The sequence below is a fragment of the Alteromonas macleodii genome (genome assembly GCF_903772925.1).
Taxonomy (GTDB): Bacteria; Pseudomonadota; Gammaproteobacteria; order Enterobacterales; family Alteromonadaceae; genus Alteromonas; species Alteromonas macleodii_A.
This window is the reverse complement of the sequence record NZ_LR812090.1, coordinates 191,275-213,072: the sequence shown is the minus strand read 5'-3', so window position 1 is coordinate 213,072 and position 21,798 is coordinate 191,275. Positions and strand designations below refer to the sequence as shown.

At 45.6% G+C, this 21,798-nt stretch carries 23 protein-coding genes; 16 read left to right on the top strand and 7 right to left on the bottom strand.

Features of this window, described 5'->3' with window-relative positions; translation table 11 throughout:
* Positions 1 to 28: 28 nt before the first annotated feature.
* Positions 29 to 196 carry a hypothetical protein gene (locus tag PCAR9_RS00955; protein ID WP_025256952.1) on the top strand — a complete coding sequence of 56 codons (168 nt, stop codon included), beginning with the start codon at positions 29 to 31 and terminating at the stop codon, positions 194 to 196.
* A gap of 77 nt (positions 197 to 273) precedes the next feature.
* On the opposite strand, the gene PCAR9_RS00950 is transcribed toward PCAR9_RS00955, so the two are convergent.
* Positions 274 to 1,776, bottom strand: a complete 1,503-nt coding sequence (locus PCAR9_RS00950; protein ID WP_179982020.1) for an Hsp70 family protein — start codon at positions 1,774 to 1,776, stop codon at positions 274 to 276.
* Between the two features lie 186 nt (positions 1,777 to 1,962).
* Here PCAR9_RS00950 and PCAR9_RS00945 point away from each other — a divergent pair, with 186 nt between their 5' ends.
* Positions 1,963 to 2,382 carry an acyl-CoA thioesterase gene (locus PCAR9_RS00945; RefSeq protein WP_179982019.1) on the top strand — a complete coding sequence of 140 codons (420 nt, stop codon included), beginning with the start codon at positions 1,963 to 1,965 and terminating at the stop codon, positions 2,380 to 2,382.
* A gap of 22 nt (positions 2,383 to 2,404) precedes the next feature.
* The gene (locus tag PCAR9_RS00940) at positions 2,405 to 3,103 is read left to right on the top strand and encodes a 2OG-Fe(II) oxygenase (RefSeq protein WP_179982018.1); all 699 of its coding nucleotides are present in this window, start codon (positions 2,405 to 2,407) and stop codon (positions 3,101 to 3,103) included.
* Between the two features lie 18 nt (positions 3,104 to 3,121).
* On the opposite strand, the gene PCAR9_RS00935 is transcribed toward PCAR9_RS00940, so the two are convergent.
* The 3 genes from PCAR9_RS00935 to PCAR9_RS00925 all read right to left on the bottom strand — a co-directional run bounded on the left by PCAR9_RS00935 (position 3,122) and on the right by PCAR9_RS00925 (position 5,432).
* Positions 3,122 to 3,619, bottom strand: a complete 498-nt coding sequence (locus tag PCAR9_RS00935) for a DUF3299 domain-containing protein (RefSeq protein ID WP_141151398.1) — start codon at positions 3,617 to 3,619, stop codon at positions 3,122 to 3,124.
* Positions 3,620 to 3,761: 142 nt separating this feature from the next.
* Positions 3,762 to 4,292: an inorganic diphosphatase gene (gene ppa, locus PCAR9_RS00930; protein ID WP_071968025.1), complete on the bottom strand. Its 531-nt coding sequence runs from the start codon at positions 4,290 to 4,292 to the stop codon at positions 3,762 to 3,764.
* 165 nt (positions 4,293 to 4,457) lie between these two features.
* Positions 4,458 to 5,432: a class 1 fructose-bisphosphatase gene (locus PCAR9_RS00925; protein ID WP_179982017.1), complete on the bottom strand. Its 975-nt coding sequence runs from the start codon at positions 5,430 to 5,432 to the stop codon at positions 4,458 to 4,460.
* A gap of 310 nt (positions 5,433 to 5,742) precedes the next feature.
* On the opposite strand from PCAR9_RS00925, the gene mpl reads away from it, so the two are divergent.
* The 3 genes from mpl to PCAR9_RS00910 all read left to right on the top strand — a co-directional run bounded on the left by mpl (position 5,743) and on the right by PCAR9_RS00910 (position 8,611).
* Positions 5,743 to 7,101 (top strand): UDP-N-acetylmuramate:L-alanyl-gamma-D-glutamyl-meso-diaminopimelate ligase, encoded by a 1,359-nt coding sequence (gene mpl, locus PCAR9_RS00920; protein WP_179982016.1) that lies wholly within the window; start codon positions 5,743 to 5,745, stop codon positions 7,099 to 7,101.
* A gap of 65 nt (positions 7,102 to 7,166) precedes the next feature.
* Entirely contained in the window at positions 7,167 to 7,799 is a 633-nt protein-coding gene (locus PCAR9_RS00915) for a flavin prenyltransferase UbiX (RefSeq protein WP_179982015.1), read from the top strand.
* Positions 7,800 to 7,801: 2 nt separating this feature from the next.
* A complete protein-coding gene (locus PCAR9_RS00910) occupies positions 7,802 to 8,611 on the top strand; it encodes a S1/P1 nuclease (RefSeq protein ID WP_179982014.1) in 810 nt (269 codons plus the stop codon).
* Positions 8,612 to 8,744: 133 nt separating this feature from the next.
* On the opposite strand, the gene rraA is transcribed toward PCAR9_RS00910, so the two are convergent.
* Positions 8,745 to 9,230 (bottom strand): ribonuclease E activity regulator RraA, encoded by a 486-nt coding sequence (gene rraA / locus PCAR9_RS00905; RefSeq protein WP_179982013.1) that lies wholly within the window; start codon positions 9,228 to 9,230, stop codon positions 8,745 to 8,747.
* Positions 9,231 to 9,597: 367 nt separating this feature from the next.
* Between rraA and PCAR9_RS00900 the strand changes: the two genes are divergently transcribed.
* From PCAR9_RS00900 to PCAR9_RS00865, 8 genes are read left to right on the top strand one after another with little or no spacing between them, the layout of a single operon-like run.
* Positions 9,598 to 10,110: a phosphatase PAP2 family protein gene (locus tag PCAR9_RS00900; protein WP_179982012.1), complete on the top strand. Its 513-nt coding sequence runs from the start codon at positions 9,598 to 9,600 to the stop codon at positions 10,108 to 10,110.
* A 1-nt stretch (position 10,111) separates the two neighbouring features.
* Positions 10,112 to 11,179, top strand: a complete 1,068-nt coding sequence (locus PCAR9_RS00895; RefSeq protein ID WP_179982011.1) for an MJ1255/VC2487 family glycosyltransferase — start codon at positions 10,112 to 10,114, stop codon at positions 11,177 to 11,179.
* 51 nt (positions 11,180 to 11,230) lie between these two features.
* Positions 11,231 to 11,428, top strand: a complete 198-nt coding sequence (gene lptM, locus PCAR9_RS00890) for an LPS translocon maturation chaperone LptM (RefSeq protein WP_232091082.1) — start codon at positions 11,231 to 11,233, stop codon at positions 11,426 to 11,428.
* On the top strand, positions 11,428 to 12,678 hold the full coding sequence (lysA, locus tag PCAR9_RS00885) for a diaminopimelate decarboxylase (protein WP_179982009.1): 1,251 nt from the start codon (positions 11,428 to 11,430) through the stop codon (positions 12,676 to 12,678). The genes lptM and lysA overlap by 1 nt, the downstream gene beginning before the upstream one ends.
* 35 nt (positions 12,679 to 12,713) lie before the next feature.
* Complete coding sequence (gene dapF / locus PCAR9_RS00880) at positions 12,714 to 13,544, top strand: diaminopimelate epimerase (protein WP_179982008.1); 831 nt, start codon at positions 12,714 to 12,716, stop codon at positions 13,542 to 13,544.
* Entirely contained in the window at positions 13,541 to 14,236 is a 696-nt protein-coding gene (locus PCAR9_RS00875; RefSeq protein WP_179982007.1) for a DUF484 family protein, read from the top strand. Before dapF ends, PCAR9_RS00875 begins: the two co-directional genes overlap by 4 nt.
* A gap of 5 nt (positions 14,237 to 14,241) precedes the next feature.
* Positions 14,242 to 15,162, top strand: a complete 921-nt coding sequence (xerC, locus tag PCAR9_RS00870; RefSeq protein ID WP_179982006.1) for a tyrosine recombinase XerC — start codon at positions 14,242 to 14,244, stop codon at positions 15,160 to 15,162.
* Positions 15,163 to 15,182: 20 nt separating this feature from the next.
* A complete protein-coding gene (locus PCAR9_RS00865; RefSeq protein WP_179982005.1) occupies positions 15,183 to 15,923 on the top strand; it encodes an HAD-IA family hydrolase in 741 nt (246 codons plus the stop codon).
* 37 nt (positions 15,924 to 15,960) lie between these two features.
* Here the strand turns inward: PCAR9_RS00865 and cysE are convergent, their stop codons facing one another.
* Complete coding sequence (cysE, locus tag PCAR9_RS00860; protein WP_179982004.1) at positions 15,961 to 16,758, bottom strand: serine O-acetyltransferase; 798 nt, start codon at positions 16,756 to 16,758, stop codon at positions 15,961 to 15,963.
* Between the two features lie 506 nt (positions 16,759 to 17,264).
* On the opposite strand from cysE, the gene uvrD reads away from it, so the two are divergent.
* Together uvrD and PCAR9_RS00850 are read left to right on the top strand one after the other, a co-directional pair.
* Positions 17,265 to 19,436, top strand: a complete 2,172-nt coding sequence (gene uvrD / locus PCAR9_RS00855; protein ID WP_118490711.1) for a DNA helicase II — start codon at positions 17,265 to 17,267, stop codon at positions 19,434 to 19,436.
* A gap of 42 nt (positions 19,437 to 19,478) precedes the next feature.
* Positions 19,479 to 20,756, top strand: coding sequence for a GGDEF domain-containing response regulator (locus PCAR9_RS00850; RefSeq protein ID WP_179982003.1), 1,278 nt, complete (start codon positions 19,479 to 19,481; stop codon positions 20,754 to 20,756).
* Here PCAR9_RS00850 and rarD read toward each other — a convergent pair.
* Complete coding sequence (gene rarD / locus PCAR9_RS00845) at positions 20,745 to 21,656, bottom strand: EamA family transporter RarD (RefSeq protein ID WP_179982002.1); 912 nt, start codon at positions 21,654 to 21,656, stop codon at positions 20,745 to 20,747. The genes PCAR9_RS00850 and rarD overlap by 12 nt on opposite strands.
* Positions 21,657 to 21,798: the final 142 nt, after the last annotated feature.

Genomic DNA, 21,798 nt, shown 5'->3' with positions numbered 1-21,798 from the left:
GCAGTAAGAATTGCTGGAGCGAAACCCAATGACTCAAACGCCACCACTAGCCTTAGTTAAGACTTGGTACCACTTACTTTCATCATCTGAAGATAACGATGTGAAAGCGCGCGCACAAGAAATGCTGTTAAATGCTTTCGAGTCGCCAGAGGCTATTGCAGTTTATTTGAAAGAACACAATATTCTTAAGCACTGATCAAAAAAGCCTTAGCGTAGTTTATGTAACCGCGCTAGGGCTTAATGTTTTTCATGTCTGACAAAGATTATAGAATATTAAGCGTGCTTAGCTGCTTGAATTGCTAATCCTTCGCACACCGAATTGAACGCATCGTTTTCTAATCGAGGCAGCCCCGTAAGCAGTTTTTCATAGAGAGCATCGACTACAATAGGTGATAAACTCATACCACCCGTTATCATTACCACCTCTGGTTTTTCACTGCTGTTTTCCAAACATTCCACGACTAACGCTTTCACTTTATCTAGCCAAGGTTTTAACGCCTTTTTAAGTGAATCCTGTGAAATCTCTACATCAAAGTCGTCTTCAATGTAGTGCAGCGGTAGCGTAATGTTTTGCTTGCTCGAAAGTAGTTCTTTGGCCAAACGCGCTGAGTTGACCACTCGAGCAGACAACTTATTCTCTTGCACGATAAGCAAACGCTCTAACTGGGCCGGCTCTTTAATCACTGACATGGTTTGAGAAATATCTAACCCGTAATCATCAGAGAAAAAGCGCGTAAGCGCTGGAATGTTATCAACAGCGCACATATCAGAAAAATAGGTAGGCGGAACAGGTAACCCGTTAATCATTTTAAGGCCCATACCCATTTCAGGGGCTATGCCTTTAAGAACCAAGCTTTTATCACAGTCCATACCGCCTAAACGTCTGCCTGTTACCGCTAGCACATCGTCTTTACGGTCAAGCTGATTAGAACGCTCCGGCGAAAGCTTAATACAGCAAATATCCGTCGTTCCCCCACCAATATCGACAATTAGCGTGGTAGTGTCTTTTGGTAAGGTTTGCTCAATCTTATACGCTGCAGCAATAGGTTCATCCAAGAAGTTTACACCTGAAAACCCAGCGTTAGTCGCCGCTTCAGTCATAATCTGAATGGCTTGGGCATTGCCCTCTTCACCGCGGGTGCCGTGAAATTTAACAGGGCGGCCAATAACCGCATTATTAACAACCTTGCCCAACTGCTGCTCGGCACACTGTTTAAAGTAAGCAAGCTGCTTGGCGATAATGCCGATGAACGCCTGTTTTTGGTCGCCATCTAGCGATGCGCCTAAAAAGTTCTTGGGGGAATAGATAAGTCGGCCTTTGTCCGGCATTTTAAGAAAGCGCCTAAAGCCCTCTTCACCAAATGCAAACTTGCCGTGCTCTACCAAACGCAGCAAAGGAATTTCGTCTAGCGACATGGCGTGCATTAACTGCTGAATCGCTTTTCGTTGAAGGGCTGGCTTGTTATGGAGGTCACCACGAAGCGAGTCGATTCGGCTGCTATACATTGCCTGCTCTTTCGGGTCTTTTGCCGAGTAATAGCCGTCTTTAGCTTTGTCTATTTGTTCGCTGATCACTCGCTGCAACTGAGCAACTTTCGCCTCTACCATAGCATCAGGAGGCGGCGGCAGTTCATCTTCAAAGTAAATGAACACCGAAGAACGAATTTTATTGCCCTTTTTATCTAGCGGGTCAAGTTTGATGTGCTGATGGGCCGTTCCATCAAAATACACAACCTCAGAATTTGATGTACCGTAGTCAATCCCAATCGCAGTCATAGTATGTTCGCTCAAAAAGTTAGATGCGGATTGTAATGCAAAAGAAGCTAACGGCACACCCCCTGTAAGCTAATCGAAACACAACGATTTGCCTTAAACACAATCGCTTACACAAGGGCTTACTGAAAACCCCTGCCCATAATGCTAGAGTAGGAATTAAACTTATAACAATGCCCACAAATAATTATGAGTAATACAGCACCACTTATCACTTCTTTTGACGTACGTTTTTGCGAAACCGATGCCTTACAGCATGTTAGTAATACGGCACTAGTTGCGTGGTTTGAAGCAGCCAGAGAGCCCATTTTCAGAATGTTTACGCCTGAGCTAGATTTACAAAACTGGCCGCTAATTTTAGCCAGCTACAAGGTCGACTTTTTAGCTCAAATTTTTTATGGAAAACCAGTAACGGTTAAAACTTTCATTAGTCGGTTGGGAAACAGTGCATTCGACGTGTTTCAGGAGCTTTGGCAAGACGACAAGCTATGCTCGACTGGCGTGACCACCATGGTGCATTTTGACTACAAAACACAGCGCTCTGCGCCTATCCCAGATAATGTGAAGTCGGAACTGCAGTCACATTTTAAAGAACTACCCACTAAGTAATAAAGCGCAGCACGAGGTATCCATGAGCGATTTAATTGAAGTTATTGACGATGTATTACCACCTGAGCTGTGCTCGCAGCTTATGGCGCGCTTTGAAAGCAGCCCTAATTTGAGCCAAGGTCGCACTGGCGGTGGTGTAGATTTAGATAAAAAGCGCAGCATGGATGTGTCGATAAGCCGAAGCCCGGAATTTAAAGATTTGTTCCAGCAAGTGATGCAGCATACCGGAAAGCAACTGGTTGCCTATATTGAAAAATACTATTTTGCACTTGTTGGGCCTATTGGCTTAACCGTACGCCACCCCAAAACCGGCGAACCGGTAAAAGTCACCGGGGAAAACTTTGAAGAAGTGGGTAAGCCAAATTTAGCCAACCTGGTTAACTACCTGTTTCGTGTAGGCGATATTAATGCGCAGCGATACACCGCGGGTAACGGTGGCTACCCCTACTGGCACTCAGAAGTGTACCCGCAGCTTCAACATAACGATGCGCTGCACCGCGTGCTGCTGTTTATGTACTACTTAAATGATGTGGACGAAGGCGGCGAAACAGAATTTTACTATCAAAACCGTGCGGTTAAGCCCAAAGCAGGCAGAATGGTGATTGCGCCTGCCTATTTTACTCACACCCATCGCGGCCAAATTCCAAAAAGTAACGACAAGTACATTTTAACGTCGTGGCTTTTGTTTAACCGCGCTGAGCAGATTTATACGCAGGGCTAGCCTACAAAGGCTAGCTTTTTAGAACCCTTCAACTGCTTCGCCCGTTAAGCGATAACCTACAGACGCAATATCGCCTTTCCAACCGTCAGTCGACAGTTCACCGGTAACCCAAATCGCATCGTAAATATTATCTATTCGCACACCTTCTTCAAATTTCACGTACACAATTTGATTAGACGGTGGTGGTGGTACGTGAATACAGGCTCCAAAATACGGAACAAGTAAAAACTCGGTGGTTAGTTCAGCGGTACCTTCTAGCGGCACAACAAACCCCGGAATTTTCACACGTTTTCCGTCAAAGGTATCGACCACTGGTGCATCAGGCTGAAGCTGACTCATTTCACCATTGTGTTGAACCGACGGAGGCGCAAGCTCATTAAAGCCTTCGGGCACCAAGTCTTCCCAGTATACTTCTACAGGAGTTTGAACCGAGGCTTCATCTGCCAGAGCGTTAAAGGTTATCACCATCATCAGCATTGCAAATAATGAGGTTACGGATAATTTTAGGTAGGTCATACAGCTCTCTATCGTTGAGTATTCGTTCCACATTTTTGTTTTAGCTTTTGATTTTCGTTTTTTACTTAAACTTTTTCACTACGAACAAAAAAGGGCTGGTATTACACCAGCCCTTTGTATCATTAATTTAAAGCAGCGTGAATTATTCTGCTTCGAAACGCTCGATGCTTGAGGTAATTTCAGCTTTTGCAGCAGCTGCATCTGACCAACCGTCAATTTTAACCCACTTACCTGGCTCTAGATCTTTATAGTGCTCAAAGAAGTGCTCAATTTGCTTAAGAAGCAGCGGAGGTACGTCAGCAATTTCGTGTACGTCGCGATAGATTGTAGAAAGCTTGTCTACTGGTACTGCTAGTACTTTTGCGTCTTTACCTGACTCGTCAGTCATGTTTAGTACACCTACAGGGCGACATTTGATAACTGAGCCAGAAAGTAGTGGGAACGGCGTCATAACAAGAACGTCAACTGGGTCACCGTCTTCAGACAAAGTGTTGTTCACATAACCGTAGTTAGTTGGGTAATGCATGCAAGTCGCCATGAAGCGGTCTACAAACATTGCGCCTGTGTCTTTATCTACTTCGTATTTCACCGGGTCAGCGTGTGCTGGAATCTCAATGATTACGTTCACTTCATCTGGTACATTTTTACCAGCAGAAATAGCACTCAAGCTCATTCTTAGGTCCTTTCAGTAATGTATTAAAAATTTTGGCCGTAAGTATACGGTGACAGAAGCAAAATAAAAACGCTTTACGACCCATGTCGTACTAATCTCTTTATTTTTCGCAAAATTTTGCTGCTTTTTAACAAAAAAATGGCCCCGACGGGCCATTTTTCGCTACTACGCTTTGTCGTTGTAGCTTAAGCACATTTCAACTTCATCTTTCGAGCCGATAATGCAAGGTACGCGCTGGTGAATTTCTTCAGGCATAACTTCTAGAATACGGCCATTACCCGTTTCCGCTTTACCACCGGCTTGCTCCATCAAAAACGCCATTGGGTTTGCTTCGTAAAGCAAACGCAACTTACCTGGTTTTGATGGGTCCCTGTTATCAAATGGATACATAAAGATTCCACCACGACATAGTAAACGGTGAATATCACCCACCATAGCCGCTACCCAGCGCATGTTAAAGTCTTTGCCACGAGGACCTTCTTTACCCGCTAGTAGATCAGCAATATATGCTTGCATTGCCGGTTCCCAATGACGCTGGTTAGACGCGTTAATCGAGAACTCAGACGTTTCTTCTGGTACTTGAATATTCGGGTGAGTAAGTAGGAAGCCGCCGTGAGTTTTATCAAGGGTATAGATATGCGTACCGCGACCTGTAGTTAGCGCTAACATTGTAGACGGGCCATACAGAACATAACCTGCTGCAACCATTTGTGTACCTGGCTGCAAGAACGCAGACGGGTCATCTGGCTTCATCCACTGCGGTGCATGGGTAATAGAGAAAATAGTACCAATAAGGCTATTAATTTCAGTGTTTGAAGACCCATCTAATGGGTCGAAGCTTACTAAGTAGTTACCTTCCGGATTACACGGTACTACATCGTCTTCTTCTTCAGACGAGATGGCTTTTACGTAGCCAGATTCCCTTAGCGTGTCCTTTAAAATGTGGTTAGAGATAACATCGAGCTTTTTCTGTGTTTCGCCCTGTACGTTTTCTGAAAGGGTTGAACCGAGCACGCCAGCAAGTGCGCCTTGACTCACGCGGAAAGAAATTTCTTTACAGCCCGCTAGCAGTGTACGAATGAGTAAAATTAACTCAAGCGGTGCACCGTCTTGTTGCAATTGGGAATTTAAACGTTTCATTGAATGTAAGCCTTTTTTTCGTGTGTAGGGTGTTGTGCTACCAGTCGCTCAGCTTTCCTTACCGGCGTTTGTCTGAAGCACACACAGGTTTTGAACCTGTGGCTAGATTGTAACCGTGTTCTTGGGTAAGTGGAACACACTTACCAAAAGTCATACACACACCATACCAGTTTGCATACTTTGATTTCCTGAATGTTTACAGTGCACAAAGGCTAACGGCAGCACTGCTTTGATAAAAATTGAATTATCTATCGGCCTTATGGTTCTGATACAGTACCCCAATAACATGATAATTCATTGAGAATGCGCTATGCATGTACATATTTTAGGCATTTGTGGAAGTTTTATGGGTGGTATCGCCGCCATTGCTAAATCACTAGGCCACAAAGTAACAGGGTCTGATAAAAACGTTTATCCCCCAATGAGCACTCAGCTCGAAGCACTTGGCATCGAACTGACCGAAGGCTATTGCAAGAGCCAGTTTGATCCCGCTCCAGATATGGTAGTTATTGGTAACGCCATGTCTCGTGGCAATCCCGCCGTAGAATACGTGCTAAACCGCAACTTGCCCTACACCAGCGGCCCGCAATGGCTTCTTGATAACTTACTCAAAGATCGTTGGGTAATTGGGTTATCAGGTACCCACGGTAAAACCACCACCAGCAGTATGGTAGCGTGGATTTTAGAACACGCAGGGCTTAACCCTGGTTATTTGATTGGCGGTGTTCCAGAGAACTTTGGCGTGTCGGCCCGCGTGGGTGAAAGCCCCTTTTTTGTCATAGAAGCCGACGAATACGACAGCGCATTCTTCGATAAACGTTCTAAGTTTGTACACTATCGCCCGAAAACATTGGTTATCAACAACCTTGAGTTTGATCACGCCGATATTTTTGCAGACCTTGCAGCTATACAAACCCAGTTTCACCATTTGGTTCGCATGGTGCCAGAAAATGGGCTTATTCTTACGCCAAACAGCACGCCTGCCATTGAAGATATGTTGAAGAAAGGCTGCTGGTCTTCTCGCCAATCACTAGGCAAAGATTGGCAGGCTGAACTGTTGAAGAAAGACGGCAGTGAATTCAATGTGTTACATAACGGCGTTATAGCCGGAACCGTAACCTGGTCACTTGTAGGTCAGCACAACGTAGACAATGCCCTTATGGCAATAGCTGCCGCCCACCATGCAGGTGTTACCTTACCTGATGCCATAGAAGCCTTATCATTTTTTAAGAATGTTAAGCGTCGCATGGAAGTAAAGGGTGAAGTAAACAACATCACCCTTTATGACGACTTTGCACACCACCCTACCGCAATAGCAACTACACTGGATGGGCTGCGTAAAAAAGTAGGTAATGCCCGTATATTAGCTGTGCTAGAGCCGCGTTCCAACACAATGAAAATGGGTGTACACAAAGATACGCTGGCAAATTCGTGGCAAAAAGCCGATGAAGTTTATTTGTATGAACCTGAAGGCATGGACTGGTCGTTAGTCGATTCGGTAGCACACAGCAACGCGCCTACGCACTGCTTCAGAGATGTAGAGAAGATCGTTCAAGGCGTTTGCAACGTAGCACAACCGGGCGATCATATTCTTGTAATGAGTAACGGCGGTTTTGAAGGCATTCATGGCCGAATACTCGACGCTTTAAAAATGAAGTCCAAACTGTAAAAAATTAGAATAACGTTATATTCGATAGACAAGCCGCAAGGCTGGTTATCAACAGAGGCTAAACCATGAAACACGATAAGCAAGTTACGCTTGCTATTACAGGTGCATCTGGCGCACCTTACGCCCTAACACTGCTGAAATCGCTGGTTAATGCAGACTATCAAGTTTATGTACTTATCTCTTCAGCTGCCAAAGTGGTATTTGCCACTGAAGAGAACGTTAAGATACCAGGGCGCCCTGAAGACGCAGCGGCGTTTTTTACCGAGCACTGCAATGCTAAACCTGACCAAATCAAAGTATTTGGGAAAGAAGAATGGTTTTCACCAGTGGCTTCAGGTTCGGCTGCCCCGGCTAAAATGGTGGTATGTCCGTGCTCTACAGGCACCTTATCTGCCATTAGTATCGGCGCTAGCGATAACCTAATTGAGCGCGCAGCAGATGTAGTACTAAAAGAACGAGGCCAACTTATTTTAGTGCCAAGGGAAATGCCACTTTCTTCTATTCATTTAGAAAATATGCTTAAACTTTCACAAATGGGCGCTACAATAATGCCCGCTGCGCCAGGCTTTTATCACAACCCTAAAACTATCGATGATTTGGTGGATTTTGTTGTGGCGCGCATACTAGACCACCTGGGTATTGAGCAGTCTCTTGTCGCAAGATGGGGCTATCAATCTTCAAAACATTCTGAGGGTTAACCATGTTCGCGTTTGCAAACAGGATTTGCGCAGTAGCGCTGAGCACACTATTTACGTTGTGCGTTGCATCACCCGCTTTCGGCTGGGGACAAACAGGCCATAGAGTAACTGGCGCTATTGCCCAGCAATACTTAAGCCCCCTATCGCAGGCTGCACTTATGGACCTGTTGCCACATGGTTCATTGGCTGAAGCGGCGACTCATGCAGATGAAATGCGTTCTGACCCCAGCGAATTTTGGCAAAAAACCGCTAGCCCTTGGCACTATGTATCCGTGCCTGAAGGAAAGACCTACGAAGAAGTGGGTGCACCAAAGCAAGGTGATGCAGTTACCGCGTTAAAGCAATTTACCGAAACCTTGAAAAGTGACACATCCAGAATTGAAGAGAAGCGCTTAGCACTTCAATTTATCGTGCATATTATTGGCGACTTGCATCAGCCACTGCACGCTGGAAACGGCACCGATCGTGGTGGTAACGATGTAAAAGTACGCTTTTTCTGGCAAGACTCTAACTTGCACCGCGTATGGGATTCGCAAATGCTAGATCAGCGGGACTTGTCCTATTCTGAATGGACTGAATGGCTTACAAATACTATTACCTCAAAAGACATTCGCAGCTGGGCTACTACCGACCCTATGGTGTGGATTGAGGAAAGTACCGCTATTCGCGATACCATTTATCCAGATGACGCAAATAACATGAGCTATGACTACTTATACAATCATCTGCCTACTGCTAAAAAGCGTTTGCAGATGGCTGGTATTCGCATCGCTATGTATTTAAACCAGGTGTTTGAAGAAGCGAACAAGTAGCGTCACACTCGGTGTTTAAGCGCTGGACGCACTTAAATAGTTATAAACGCAAATAGAAATACAAACGGAGGCTCAAAGCCTCCGTTTTTTATTTCTTTGTTTTCAAAGCAGTTAGCGTCTGCTTGCTAATGCTTCAATCTAAATCTAGCGGTTCAGGAGAAAGAATAACGCCCGTGCTATCTGCATATAGGTGGTCTTCAGGTAAAAAAGTAACGCCGCCAAAGTTAACCGGTACGTCAACTTCTCCAATGCTTTCACACTCGGCATTTACAGGAATTGCAGCGACAGCCAAAACGCCAATATCTAATTCAGCAAGACTATCAACTTCACGTACGCTACCGTAAATCACAACCCCTTCCCAGTCGTTATCAATAGCGACTTGAGCAGATGATGCATCAAACAACGCGCGACGGCTTGAGCCCCCGCCATCTATCAGTAGTACTTTACCCGCACCAGGCTGAGCAAGCACACGGTCGATAAGACCTCGGTCTTCAAAGCATTTTACGGTGGTAATCTCACCACCAAAAGAATAACGGCCACCAAAGCTTGCGAAAATCGGATCTACTACGTCTACGCTGTCAGCAAACAAGTCGCATAATTCAGATGTGTTGTATTCCATTATTTTGCCTTACTAAAATTGAGAAGCGTTGAAGCTCTATGCTCGTTAGACCTAGCATAGCATTTATTCTGATGATGCAAATGGTTGATTTAGCGCGTTTCATCAAATTTTTATGTTTTGTTAAAAAAGCAGTGATTCAGCGCAGATGAGTCTTAATTGAGCACGTATTTTGCTTCATGAATCTAGTTAGAATTGTTCTGCTAAAAATTTTGTTTAATAACCACTTTCCCCGTATGTGCAAAGGGTGCATGGCAAAAAATAGAAATTGCGTTAGATGTCAAAAAAGTTTCTTTTTTCCGTCACCCACTGGTCACAGACACACTTTAGCCTGTGCAGTAATTAACCGATAGGGGACAAGGCGATGTTGATGAAATCCTTGACCAAGTACGACACTGACTTATTTTATCGCCTCTACAAACTGACGCAAAAAAGAGACTGCAGAAGTATTGTCTGGCTGTCAAAAACAGGTGACGGCTACTTATACTTTGTTATCGGTATGCTGCTTTGGGCATTTGAGCCAGAGCACGGTGAGCTTTTCCTTTACACAGCGCTGATGGCTTATGCGCTGGAATTACCCATCTATGTGCTGCTTAAGAAAATGTTCAAGCGCCCTCGCCCTTGCGATTTTCTAATGAATTTAACAGCACATGTCACGCCTTCTGATAAGTTTTCCCTACCCTCAGGCCACACCGCTGCTGCAACACTAATGGCGTGTATAGTTGCGCACTATTACCCGCCCTTCGCTTTACTGGCCTACTGCTGGGCCGCGCTTATTGGGCTATCACGCGTGCTACTAGGTGTACATTATCCCTCTGACGTGGTCGCAGGCTCTCTACTAGGCGTAACTATTGCAACACTAAGTATTTCAATTCTGGGGTAGCATGAAATTATTGTATGGTGTGCAAGGCACCGGTAACGGACATATTGCCCGAGCTAGAATTATGGCGACGGCATTGGCTGAGCGTGACGACGTTAGCGTTGACTTTGTTTTTACTGGTCGCGCCCCTGAAAAATATTTTGATATGGAAGTGTTTGGCGAATACCGAACATACAAGGGGCTGAGCTTTATTACGAAAAGCGGGCGCGTAGACAAATGGTCTACCGTTAAAGATGCCAACATTCGACAGCTTAATAAAGATATAAAAGCATTCGATACCAGCGGTTACGATTTGTTAGTTAATGACTTTGAACCCGTAACGGCCTGGGCTGCAAAGAAACAGGGGCTACCTTCTATTTCTATCAGCCACCAAGCGGCGTTCGCGTACGACGTGCCTAAAAGTGGTAATACTATTTTCGATAGTTTGATCATGAAGCTATTCGCACCTACCGAACTTCAACTAGGTGTACACTGGTATCATTTTAATCAGCCTATTATCCCGCCGTTCGTTTCAGAAAAACCCGTTGTGTCTTCTGGTAATGGCCACGTATTGGTTTACCTTCCTTTCGAAGATATCGAAGATATTCAACAAATGCTTGAGCCGCTAAGCGACCAAGTATTCGAATGCTTTCACCCAAACATCGACGAAGCGAAAGAAGTGGGTCACATCCACTGGCACCCAACCTCTAAAAAACACTTTCAAAAAGCGCTGCAGCATGCCAGTGGCGTGATTGCCAATGGCGGCTTTGAGCTATCGAGCGAAGCACTCCAGCTGGGCAAAAAGCTGTTGATTAAACCGTTACACGGGCAGTTTGAGCAGCTATCCAATGTGTTAACCCTTAACAAGTTGGATTTATGCCAGACTCTGTTTCAGCTTGATACCGATATTGTGGAAGAATGGCTCGAGGCGCCTGAAAACGAAGCCATTGCCTTTCCAGACAACCCGAACATCCTTATTGACTGGCTTAAAAATAAAGACTTTTCTGATACCAAAAGCCTCTGCGATACGCTTTGGAAAAACGTTCAATACGGCGATAAAACACAAGAACGTTTATTGGCTCTTGCAATTTAACACCGCAATGCGATGATAGCGGCATTTGTCGTATTCTTTGCGGGATTTTTCGTGCTTAAAAAGTCAGTTGTTTTCTTGCTAACACTCACAGCATTATGTGGCTGTGGTTATAAAGGGGCGCTTTATATTCCTGACGCGCCTGCACAAAACACCTCTACTGAACCAACGTCTTCTGAAAATGCAGAAGTCGATGCTTCGTCTAGCGCCAATACCCCATCCCCCGCAACTACTTCTGGAGAGCTGAACTAGTGGATTTTTTCGCCTACAGCCAAGGTCAGCTGCACGCTGAACAAGTGGCTGTTTCTGATATTGCAGCCCAGCACGGAACGCCGGTTTATATTTATTCACGCGCTACGTTAGAGCGCCATTGGCACGCTTTTAATGACGCTATCGGTGAACACCCTCACCTTGTGTGTTATGCAGTAAAAGCTAACTCAAACATTGGTGTGTTGAGTGTTTTAGCGAAGTTAGGATCAGGCTTTGATATCGTTTCTGCGGGTGAATTGGCCCGTGTAATTGAAGCCGGTGGTGACGCAAGCAAAGTGGTATTTTCAGGCGTAGGCAAAAAACACGACGAGATCCGCTATGCACTAGAACAAGGCATTATGTGCTTTAACGTCGAGTCAGAGCCAGAGCTTCATCGCATCAACCAAGTGGCTGGTGAAATGGGTGTACAAGCCCCTATTTCTCTTCGCATAAACCCTGATGTGGATGCTAAAACTCACCCTTACATCTCTACGGGGTTGAAGGCCAACAAATTTGGTATTGCTCGCGAACGCGCACTTGCTACTTATGAATTAGCTGCATCGCTACCTCATTTAAATGTGGTTGGCATGGACTGTCACATAGGCTCACAGCTTACCGAAATTGGACCTTTTGTTGATGCATTAGAGCGCTTACTTCTGCTCATCGATGAATTGGCCGAGCGCAACATTATTATCGAGCACTTAGATGTAGGTGGTGGTCTTGGCGTAACTTATAACGACGAGCAACCGCCTCATCCAAAAGCCTACGCACAAGCCATGGCTGAAAAAATGGTAGGTCGTGAAAACCTTAAGCTTATCCTTGAACCTGGTCGAGCTATTGCGGCTAACGCCGGTATTCTGGTCACCGAAGTTGAATTTATCAAAGAAGGTGAAGAGAAGAGCTTCGCCATTGTCGATGCCGCTATGAACGATTTATTGCGCCCAGCGCTCTACTCTGCATGGCAAAATATTATTCCTGTGAAAGAAGGAAGCACGGCAACGCCTCGCACTTATGATGTTGTAGGACCTGTCTGCGAAACTGGTGACTTTATAGGTAAAGATCGAGAGTTAGCTATCGAACCAACCGACTTACTTGCGGTTCGAAGTGCTGGCGCCTATGGTTTTGTAATGGCCTCAAACTACAATAGCCGCTGTCGCCCAGCGGAAATTATGGTAGACGGCGACAAAGCAATTGTGGTTCGCGAACGAGAAAAACAAAAAGATCTCTGGCAAGGTGAGTATAAACTTCCGTAAACTAGAGACAAACTAACAAGATAGATGCGCGTTTAATGCAGGTTCAATTTTCTAAAATGCACGGCTTGGGTAACGATTTCATGGTTATTGATAACGTTACTCAGAACGTCTTTTTCTCTAAAGAAAAAATTCAGCAATTAGCTAACCGAAACTTCGGTATTGGCTTCGACCAGCTGTTGATGGTAGAACCGCCATATGACCCTGAACAAGATTTCCACTATCGCATCTTCAATGCAGACGGCTCCGAAGTAGAACAATGCGGCAATGGCGCTCGTTGTTTTGCTCGCTTTGTTAAGCAAAAAGGCCTTATCAACCGCAACAAGATAGTGGTAAGCACCAAAGCAGGAAAAATGGTGCTTTACCTAGAAAAAGATGGTCAGGTTACCGTGAATATGGGCAAACCTGAGTTTGAACCTGCGAACATTCCGCTTACGGCCAACAAGCAAGAGAACACGTATATTTTGCGTGTGGGCGAACGCACCTTGTTTATTGGCTCGGCGTCAATGGGCAACCCTCATTGCGTTATGGAAGTTGACGATGTAAATACGGCCAATGTTGCCGAAATTGGCCCGCTTGTTGAAAAACACGAACGCTTTCCAGAAGGCGTAAACGTGGGCTTTATGCAGATAATTAACGAGTCGCATATCAAACTTCGCGTATTTGAACGTGGTTCGGGCGAAACTTTGGCCTGCGGCAGCGGTGCATGTGCAGCAGTTGCAATTGGTCAAATACAGGGTAAATTAAGTAAAGACGTACGGGTAGATTTACCCGGAGGCAGCTTACGTATACGCTGGCCTGGCCCAGATAACGTGTTAAAAATGACAGGGCCTGCCGAACACGTATATGACGGACACATAAATTTATGAGCGAAGTATCAGGGCAATCTAACGCCACGCAATTAATTGAGCCATTTAACGACACAACGGAATTGTCGAGTGCTGATGTGCGCGCGTTCTTATTACAAAACCCTGAGTTCTTTGCCGAACATGCCGACCTTCTCGAAAAAATTAAGCTTCCTCACGAGCACAAAGGCAGTGTTTCACTTGTTGAAATTCAAAGTGACCAGCTAAGACAAAAAGTCAGACAACTTAATTACAAGTTAAATCAGCTTGTCACTATCGCGAAGCAAAACGAGAAAATTTATCGCGTTTATACCGATTTAAACGTACAGCTACTACGCTGTGAAAGCGTAGCAGAAGTACAGTTTACCTTAGAAGATGTACTACAAGAGCGTTTGCAGTTGTCCTCTGCGGTGATAAAAAGCTTTAAAGGCCCTCACGCTATTCCTGAACTACAGCAACGTTTGTTCACAGAAAAGCGTTTTAAAAACACCAACTTTTTCTTTGGTCGCTTATCGCAGCACGAACGCCAACTTCTTTTCGGCGAAAACCCTGCGGAATCGGTCGCGTTGATGCTACTTGGTGACAACCGTGAATTAGGTATTTTGGGCATTAGCAGCAGCGACGCCAGCCACTTTACGCCAGATATGGATACCCTCTTGCTTCAACAGCTTCAGCAAGTGCTCAATATAATCCTGCCTGAAATGATGGGATATTAGGTGCTGTGTCTACGGACGCCTTAATCAGCAACTCCTGCCAACAATGGCTAGACAAGTTTCTCCTTCACTTACAGGTTGAGCGCGGGTTATCTCTTCACACCATTAAAAACTACCAGCGTCAGCTTACTGAAGTGGCAAAGCTACTTGGGCTTTACGAGTGGTCCGGACTTACACCAAGTGATATAAAGCGAGTTATGGCTGATGCGAAAATGTCTGGCCACAGTCCACGCAGCATTGCGCTGAGACTTTCAGCATTAAGAACCTTCTGCCAATACCTTATCGATCATCATCAGCTATTCAGCAACCCCGTAGAAGGCATTCAAGCCCCTAAACAAGGAAAACCGTTACCTAAGCAGCTTAGCGTGGATGAAATGCAGCAGCTGCTTAATGCCTCACCTCGAAGCAGTGATGACGATGAAGGCATGCAGTTAAGAGATGTAGCCATGTTTGAGCTGCTTTATGGGTGTGGTCTGCGCTTAAGCGAACTTACCGGGCTTAATTTAGCCGACTGTTTAAAAGACGGTACGGTAAAGGTAATGGGTAAAGGAAGTAAACAACGTATACTGCCATTAGGGCGGCACGCGCAAAAAGCGCTAAACGCATGGTTAAAAGTGCGCCCTGCCTACGCATCGCCTTACGAAAGTGCAGTATTTGTCAGTAAGCGTAAAACCCGTATATCGAATAGGCAAGTCGCAAATCGTTTAGATAAGATGGCGCAAGAACAGTCCCTATCGCAAAAAGTGAGCCCTCACAAACTGCGCCATTCTTTTGCTACCCACGTATTAGAATCAAGTGGCGATTTGCGTGCGGTTCAAGAGCTGTTAGGTCACGCTAACTTATCGACAACACAAGTTTATACTCATCTCGACTTCCAGCATCTCGCCAATGTATATGATGCCGCTCATCCGCGGGCGCACAAGAAATAAAGCTAACCTAAGGTTTCACGATGCAGTTTTTCAGGTCTATTAACAAAATCGAGGCAATGACCTTCGACCTTGACGACACCCTTTACAATAACGAACCTATTATTCGACGGGCCGAAGAAGCGCTTCAAGCGCATATTGCTAAGCATCATAAGTCAGCCGCCGCGTTGTCGGCTAACGACTGGCTAGCACTTAAGCAAGCCGCAATAAAAAAAGATCTGCGCTTAGCCTCTGACATGGGTCAGCTTAGGCGTGTAGTGCTTACCGCCGCACTGTCTAATACGACTCCTGAAAAGCTAAAAACAGACCTGACCAACAGTGGTGAACTTAGTGATGCAGTAGAGGCCTGCTTTAACTGTTTTTACGATGCAAGAAGTAACTTTGAGCTTGCTGACGATGTGCACGAAGCGTTAGAAGCCGTAAGCAGTAAGCTGCCGCTTGTTGGTATTACTAACGGTAACGTAAACGCTCAAAAGGTAGGTATTGATGGTTATTTTGAAACCATTTTTCACGCCAGCAAATCACGCCCCATGAAACCAGCCCGCGATATGTTTGATGAAGCGGCAGCACTATTACACATTGCACCGAAACACATTCTTCATGTAGGCGACAATATTATCAAGGATGTACAAGGAGCGGTTAACGCTGGTTATCAAGCCGCATGGTTTGCCTGTAACAGACCCATGAAATTAGCCAACGAGCCTGTGAGCGTACTGCCTCACGTAGCACTAGATAACCTCAACGAGTTAACCCACTTCTTATAAATAAAGGGGTCAGAGTCAGGACTCTGACCCCGCAATTTTAGTTATCTTCTAGTACGTTTTGGCGCATGGATTCGCAGGGGCTTTGACAAACCGGTCTCCCAACCACTTTGGCTGGAACGCCCACCACGGTAACGTGAGCTGGTACGCTATTAAGTACAACGCTGCCAGCGCCGACTTTCGAGCCTTCGCCGATTTCGATATTCCCTAAAATCTTAGCGCCTGCGCCAATTAACACGCCTTGGCGAATTTTGGGGTGACGGTCGCCCGACTCATTACCCGTACCGCCTAACGTAACGCTCTGCAAAATAGACACGTTATCTTCTACTACCGCAGTCTCACCCACCACAATACCGGTAGCGTGATCGAACATAACGCCCTTACCAATTCGCGCTGCTGGGTGAATGTCTACACCAAAGCTTGATGAGTTACGGCTTTGCAAGAATAAAGCTAACTGGTGGCGCCCGTGAAGCCAAAGATAATGCGCCATTCGGTGTACCTGCACGGCATGGAAACCTTTAAAGTGCAGTAAAGGAGTAAGGTAATCATTCACCGCAGCATCCCGCGCATTAATCGCCATAATATCGGCAATGGCTGCCTCGCTAATACCTGGCTCTAACAAGTAAGCTTCGTCAAATACCTCACGTATAGCAAGCGCAGGCATCACGTCATCTGCCATTTTGTTTGACAAAATGAAGCTTAGCGACGATTCGAAATTATGGTGCGCAAGAACACTGGCATGCACATAGCTAGATAGCAAAGGTTCGTTTTCAGCAACAATTTGCGCTTCTTGTTTGAGCGTCGACCAGAAATCGATGGGCGTGGAGAGTGCGGTCATGAGCATATCCCGTTAATGTGCTGTTAGTGAGCTGGTTGTGTGCCAATGTACGTCATTAAAAAATTGGGGCCGTGTACTTTTTCAGCTTGCCTAAAATGGCTTAACTTTTTGACTAACTCTCGCCTTGTATGAAAGTGCAGAGGTTGCCAAAGTAAAAGAGCAGAAAGTTTACCCGAGTTTGGCGTGATGCAATACCGATGTGATACCTGCCAAGCGCATAATTCGATCAATTTATCGTATTAATTCGTTATAGCTAATAACTGTATCTTTCATTTGTGAACCTTTGGGCCTGCCTTTGACGGCATTAGGCACTGTAACAATTTAATTAGAACGGTCGAAGCACCTATTTACTAAAAAGCCCGTATAACCGCATACCCTAAAATCGGTAAATAACCGCGCTTTTAATTAACGAGAAGGGCGAAAAACTGGACTGTATAAATTAACAGGCTGATGGCATAATAGCGTGCTGCTGAATGTGTAACAATATCAACTTACAGGTGCCAACTATGGATGTATCTCGACTGCTAGACGAGCTTAACGACAAACAGCGTGAAGCAGTAGCAGCCCCATTGTCTAATGCTCTAGTATTAGCTGGTGCAGGTAGTGGTAAAACCCGTGTATTAGTGCATCGCATTGCGTGGTTGATGGAAGTCGAAAACATCGCACCTTTTTCTATTCTCGCGGTTACCTTTACCAATAAGGCAGCGAAAGAGATGCGTGGCCGTATTGAATCATTAATGGGTCGCAGCCTACACAATATGTGGATTGGTACCTTCCACGGGCTTGCACATCGCCTATTGCGCGCACACCACGCTGAAGCTAACCTGCCTGAAAACTTTCAGATTATCGATTCTGACGATCAGTACCGTTTGATTCGCCGCATTCTAAAAGCCATGAATTTAGATGAAAAGCATTGGGCCCCTCGTCAAATCCAGTGGTACATAAACGGTAATAAAGACGAAGGCCTGCGTCCTCAGCATATCGAGACCCATGGCGATCATATCCAAAAGACCATGCGGGAAGTCTACGCTGCATATCAAGACGCCTGCGACCGTTCAGGCTTAGTTGATTTTGCCGAGCTATTGCTGCGCGCTCATGAGCTATGGGCAAAGAACCCTGAAGTGTTGGCTCACTATCAGCGCCGTTTCCGTGCTGTGTTAGTTGACGAGTTCCAAGATACCAACAATATTCAATATGCATGGCTTCGTATGCTGTGTAGCGGCGACAATAACAACATTATGATTGTTGGCGACGACGATCAGTCTATTTACGGCTGGCGCGGCGCAAACGTAGATAATATTCAGCATTTTTTAAAAGACTTTAATGAGCCTACCACTATTCGCCTTGAGCAGAATTATCGTTCTACCGGGAACATTCTGAAAGCAGCGAATACGGTTATCGACAATAATACAGGCCGTTTAGGGAAAGAACTGTGGACAGAAGATGCGCAGGGCGAGCTTATCTCTGTCTATGCTGGTTTTAACGAACTCGACGAAGCCCGCTTCATTGTTTCAAAAATTAAAGACTGGCTAAATCAAGGCAACGCCCTTAGCGACACCGCTATTCTTTACAGAAATAACGCCCAGTCCCGTGTACTGGAAGAAGCTTTATTACACGAAGGGTTGGCCTATCGCATTTACGGCGGTTTGCGCTTCTTCGAACGCCAAGAAATTAAAGATGCCCTTGGCTATATGCGCATGGTGAGCCACCCCCACGATGACGCGGCTTTTGAACGTGTGGTAAACACCCCAAGCCGCGGTATTGGCGAGAAAACCCTTTCGCAAGTACGCGACACTGCGCGTATGCATAACTGTTCTATGTGGCAAGCCAGCCAGCTGCTTATAAACGAAGGTGGCTTTAAAGGCCGTGCGTTAAACGCTATGCAAAGCTTTGTATTACTAATTACAGAGCTTGAACAAGCCACATTAGACGAGCCCCTTGACCAGCAGGCTGATAAAGCTATTCGCCAATCTGGTCTGTACGCCATGTATCAGGCTGAGCGCGGTGAAAAGGCCCAAGCACGACTGGAAAACTTAGAAGAACTGGTCAGTGCTTGTAAAACCTTTATCGTCCCTGAAGAAGCGGAAGAAATGTCGCCTTTAGCAGCCTTTCTAGCCCACGCATCCCTGGAAGCAGGCGAAACTCAGGCAGATAAAGACCAAGATGCTGTACAGATGATGACTATCCACACTGCAAAAGGCCTAGAATTTCCGTTGGTGTTCTTAGCTGGCGTGGAAGAAGGAATGTTTCCTAGCCAGATGACCAACGATGAACCCGGTCGAATGGAAGAAGAACGAAGACTTTGCTATGTTGGTATGACTCGCGCTATGCAAAAGTTGTATATCACTTACGCAGAAAGTCGTCGATTATATGGTCAAGATAAGTATCATACGGCTTCGCGCTTTATTCGCGAGATGCCAGCAGATTGTGTGGAAGAAGTCAGGCTTAAATCCACCATCTCGCGACCTGTACATAACCGCTTTAGCCAAGCAACCTCGCACGCCAGTTTTGAAGAAACAGGCTTTAGTTTAGGTGAGCGCGTAGTGCATCGTAAATTCGGGGAAGGCATTGTGCTTAACTACGAAGGTAGTGGTGAGCATGGCCGAGTTCAAGTAAACTTCGATGAGTTTGGCAGCAAATGGCTGGTACTTGCTTACGCAAAGCTGGAGAAAGCGTAACGTTATTAATTGGCAAGGTAGCCTAACTCTAAGTTGGAATGTATGCAGCAACACGTGCTGATCATCGAAAATGGTGAAGGCAACCTTGAACTTATCGCGAAATTAGTACGCCGTTCGAGCCTTACGCCCGTGGGCGCAACCTCGCTCACCGAAGGAAAGGCACGCTTTGCACAAGAAATTCCTGAAAGTTTTTTGTGCGCCATTGTTGCTTACTCATTACCCGATGCGCCAAAAGGTGAGGCCATCGACTTTGCCGTTGAATCTTTCATTCCTACCATAGCGACAACGGAAAACCTAGACAATGCTATTCGCGACAAGGTACTTGAGCGGGATGTTGTCGATTACATTCCCAAAGAAAATTCACAAAACTACGACTACCTGAACCGGCTGATAAGCCGCCTTGAAAAAAACAAATCTACCGGCGTTGTGGTAGTAAGCACCAATCGTGTTTTGCGCTCAAAAACGGTTTCATTACTTCAGCGACATAACTTTATTGCCTTCGAATGTTTAACAGCTACCGACGCAATGCAATGCCTCTCTGAGCATAAAAATGTGCGTCTTGTTATTACCGATAACACGCTACCCGACATGACGGGCACCCATTTTGTGGCAAGCTTGAGAAAAGCGTTCTCTAAAGAACAGCTAGCCATAATGGGCATTGCTGGAGGTAAAGGCATGTTAATGTCTGCGCACTTTATCAAAAGCGGCGCTAATGACTTCTTACGCGTACCTTACTGCCATGAAGAGTTTTTGTGTCGCGTAATGCAAAACGTGGAATATATTGAAAGTGTTGAAGAAATTCGTCGTGTAGCGAATACCGATTATTTAACCGGCCTACCCAACAGACGCCACTTCTTTTACATGGTCACGGTACAGCATCAAAATTTATCTCATGATCATGCCTTGGCACTTATCGACCTAGACTTCTTTAAGTCAATTAATGATACCCATGGCCATGACGCCGGTGACATTGTGCTAAAAGCCATGGCAGCACTTATTGAGTTTTACTTCCCAGATGAAATTATTTCGCGCTTTGGTGGTGAAGAATTTTGTATCTACATGCCTTCAACGCCTCTTGATGAAGCCTGCGAACGCTTGGAAAATTTCAGAAAAGTGGTAGAAGCTGAAGTTATCCAGCTTCCCAAAACCGATATAAAAGTTACTTGCAGTATTGGAGCAAGTGGCGCCCACACTCAGCGTGTAGATAAGCTACTAAGCCTTGCCGACAAGCAGCTGTACGCTGCCAAAAATAGTGGCCGCAACCAGGTGAAGTGCGAGCCGCCTGATGCACCTCACCAAGAGCAAGGGTCATTGCTTTAACTTTTGAGTTTTTCGTTGGCTGCGGTAATTAACCAACGAGTCGGCACTAAATAAAATAAGCGCAAGCCACACAAACCCGAACGTAACCAAACGCGACTCTTCAAGGGGCTCACCATAAAGGTAGACGGCTAGTATGAACATTAGCGTTGGCCCTATGTACTGAAAAAAGCCTAAGGTTGAATACATAATGCGTCGCGCTGCAGCGGTAAAACAAAGCAATGGCGCTGTAGTAACAATGCCTGCCGCTAAAATAAGGGAGTTTAGGGTGGCATCATTGTTAAATAGGTTACTGTATTCAGAACCAAAGAATACCCAGTAGACAATAGCTAATGGCGACAACATTAAGGTTTCAATGAAAAGTCCTGGTAGCGAGTCTACCGCCACCTGCTTACGTAATAAGCCATACACGCTGAAGCTTCCAGCAAGCACTAAGGCAATCCAGGGCACGTGGCCGTAAGAGAAAATAAGAATTGCCACACCAATAACAGCAAGCCCAACCGCTACGCGCTGCAGATTGCGCAACCTTTCGCCCAAGAATAGCCGCCCCAAGAAAACGTTAATGAGAGGGTTAATGTAATAGCCCAAGCTTGCATCAAGAATATGGTCGTTATTAATCGCCCAGATGAATAAAAGCCAGTTTGCTCCTAGCAGCAGACCAGCTACGAACAAAATCTGCATAACCCGCTTGTTACGAAGCGCTGCCCCCACTTTTGGCCATTGTTTTAATGCAGCGATAAGCCCAACTAAAAGCACAACAGACCAAATTACTCTATGCATGAGTATTTCAGCGGCGGGTAATACCATTAACTGTTTGAAATAAACAGGTGCAACACCCCACATACTGTATGCGGCAATCGCGCAAATAACGCCGACTTGGGCGGCACTGGCTTGCTTGGACACGGCGGGCTCCAACGAGATTCAGGGTAAGAAGGCGCGTATTGTTTATCAGGTTAGATGAATACACAAGCCTTAGTGCTTTCCAAAGGGGCAAAGGGTGTAAACTGCGCGAAATGTTCAACATAAAGACCACACTGAATATGAT

Bases quoted from the DNA above. Each gene is read 5' to 3' on its own strand.
- PCAR9_RS00955 (WP_025256952.1), top strand. From the start codon at position 29: ATGACTCAAACGCCACCACTAGCCTTAGTTAAGACTTGGTACCACTTA.
- PCAR9_RS00950 (WP_179982020.1), bottom strand. From the start codon at position 1,776: ATGACTGCGATTGGGATTGACTACGGTACATCAAATTCTGAGGTTGTG.
- PCAR9_RS00945 (WP_179982019.1), top strand. From the start codon at position 1,963: ATGAGTAATACAGCACCACTTATCACTTCTTTTGACGTACGTTTTTGC.
- PCAR9_RS00940 (WP_179982018.1), top strand. From the start codon at position 2,405: ATGAGCGATTTAATTGAAGTTATTGACGATGTATTACCACCTGAGCTG.
- PCAR9_RS00935 (WP_141151398.1), bottom strand. From the start codon at position 3,619: ATGACCTACCTAAAATTATCCGTAACCTCATTATTTGCAATGCTGATG.
- ppa (WP_071968025.1), bottom strand. From the start codon at position 4,292: ATGAGCTTGAGTGCTATTTCTGCTGGTAAAAATGTACCAGATGAAGTG.
- PCAR9_RS00925 (WP_179982017.1), bottom strand. From the start codon at position 5,432: ATGAAACGTTTAAATTCCCAATTGCAACAAGACGGTGCACCGCTTGAG.
- mpl (WP_179982016.1), top strand. From the start codon at position 5,743: ATGCATGTACATATTTTAGGCATTTGTGGAAGTTTTATGGGTGGTATC.
- PCAR9_RS00915 (WP_179982015.1), top strand. From the start codon at position 7,167: ATGAAACACGATAAGCAAGTTACGCTTGCTATTACAGGTGCATCTGGC.
- PCAR9_RS00910 (WP_179982014.1), top strand. From the start codon at position 7,802: ATGTTCGCGTTTGCAAACAGGATTTGCGCAGTAGCGCTGAGCACACTA.
- rraA (WP_179982013.1), bottom strand. From the start codon at position 9,230: ATGGAATACAACACATCTGAATTATGCGACTTGTTTGCTGACAGCGTA.
- PCAR9_RS00900 (WP_179982012.1), top strand. From the start codon at position 9,598: ATGAAATCCTTGACCAAGTACGACACTGACTTATTTTATCGCCTCTAC.
- PCAR9_RS00895 (WP_179982011.1), top strand. From the start codon at position 10,112: ATGAAATTATTGTATGGTGTGCAAGGCACCGGTAACGGACATATTGCC.
- dapF (WP_179982008.1), top strand. From the start codon at position 12,714: ATGCAGGTTCAATTTTCTAAAATGCACGGCTTGGGTAACGATTTCATG.
- PCAR9_RS00875 (WP_179982007.1), top strand. From the start codon at position 13,541: ATGAGCGAAGTATCAGGGCAATCTAACGCCACGCAATTAATTGAGCCA.
- PCAR9_RS00865 (WP_179982005.1), top strand. From the start codon at position 15,183: ATGCAGTTTTTCAGGTCTATTAACAAAATCGAGGCAATGACCTTCGAC.
- cysE (WP_179982004.1), bottom strand. From the start codon at position 16,758: ATGACCGCACTCTCCACGCCCATCGATTTCTGGTCGACGCTCAAACAA.
- uvrD (WP_118490711.1), top strand. From the start codon at position 17,265: ATGGATGTATCTCGACTGCTAGACGAGCTTAACGACAAACAGCGTGAA.
- PCAR9_RS00850 (WP_179982003.1), top strand. From the start codon at position 19,479: ATGCAGCAACACGTGCTGATCATCGAAAATGGTGAAGGCAACCTTGAA.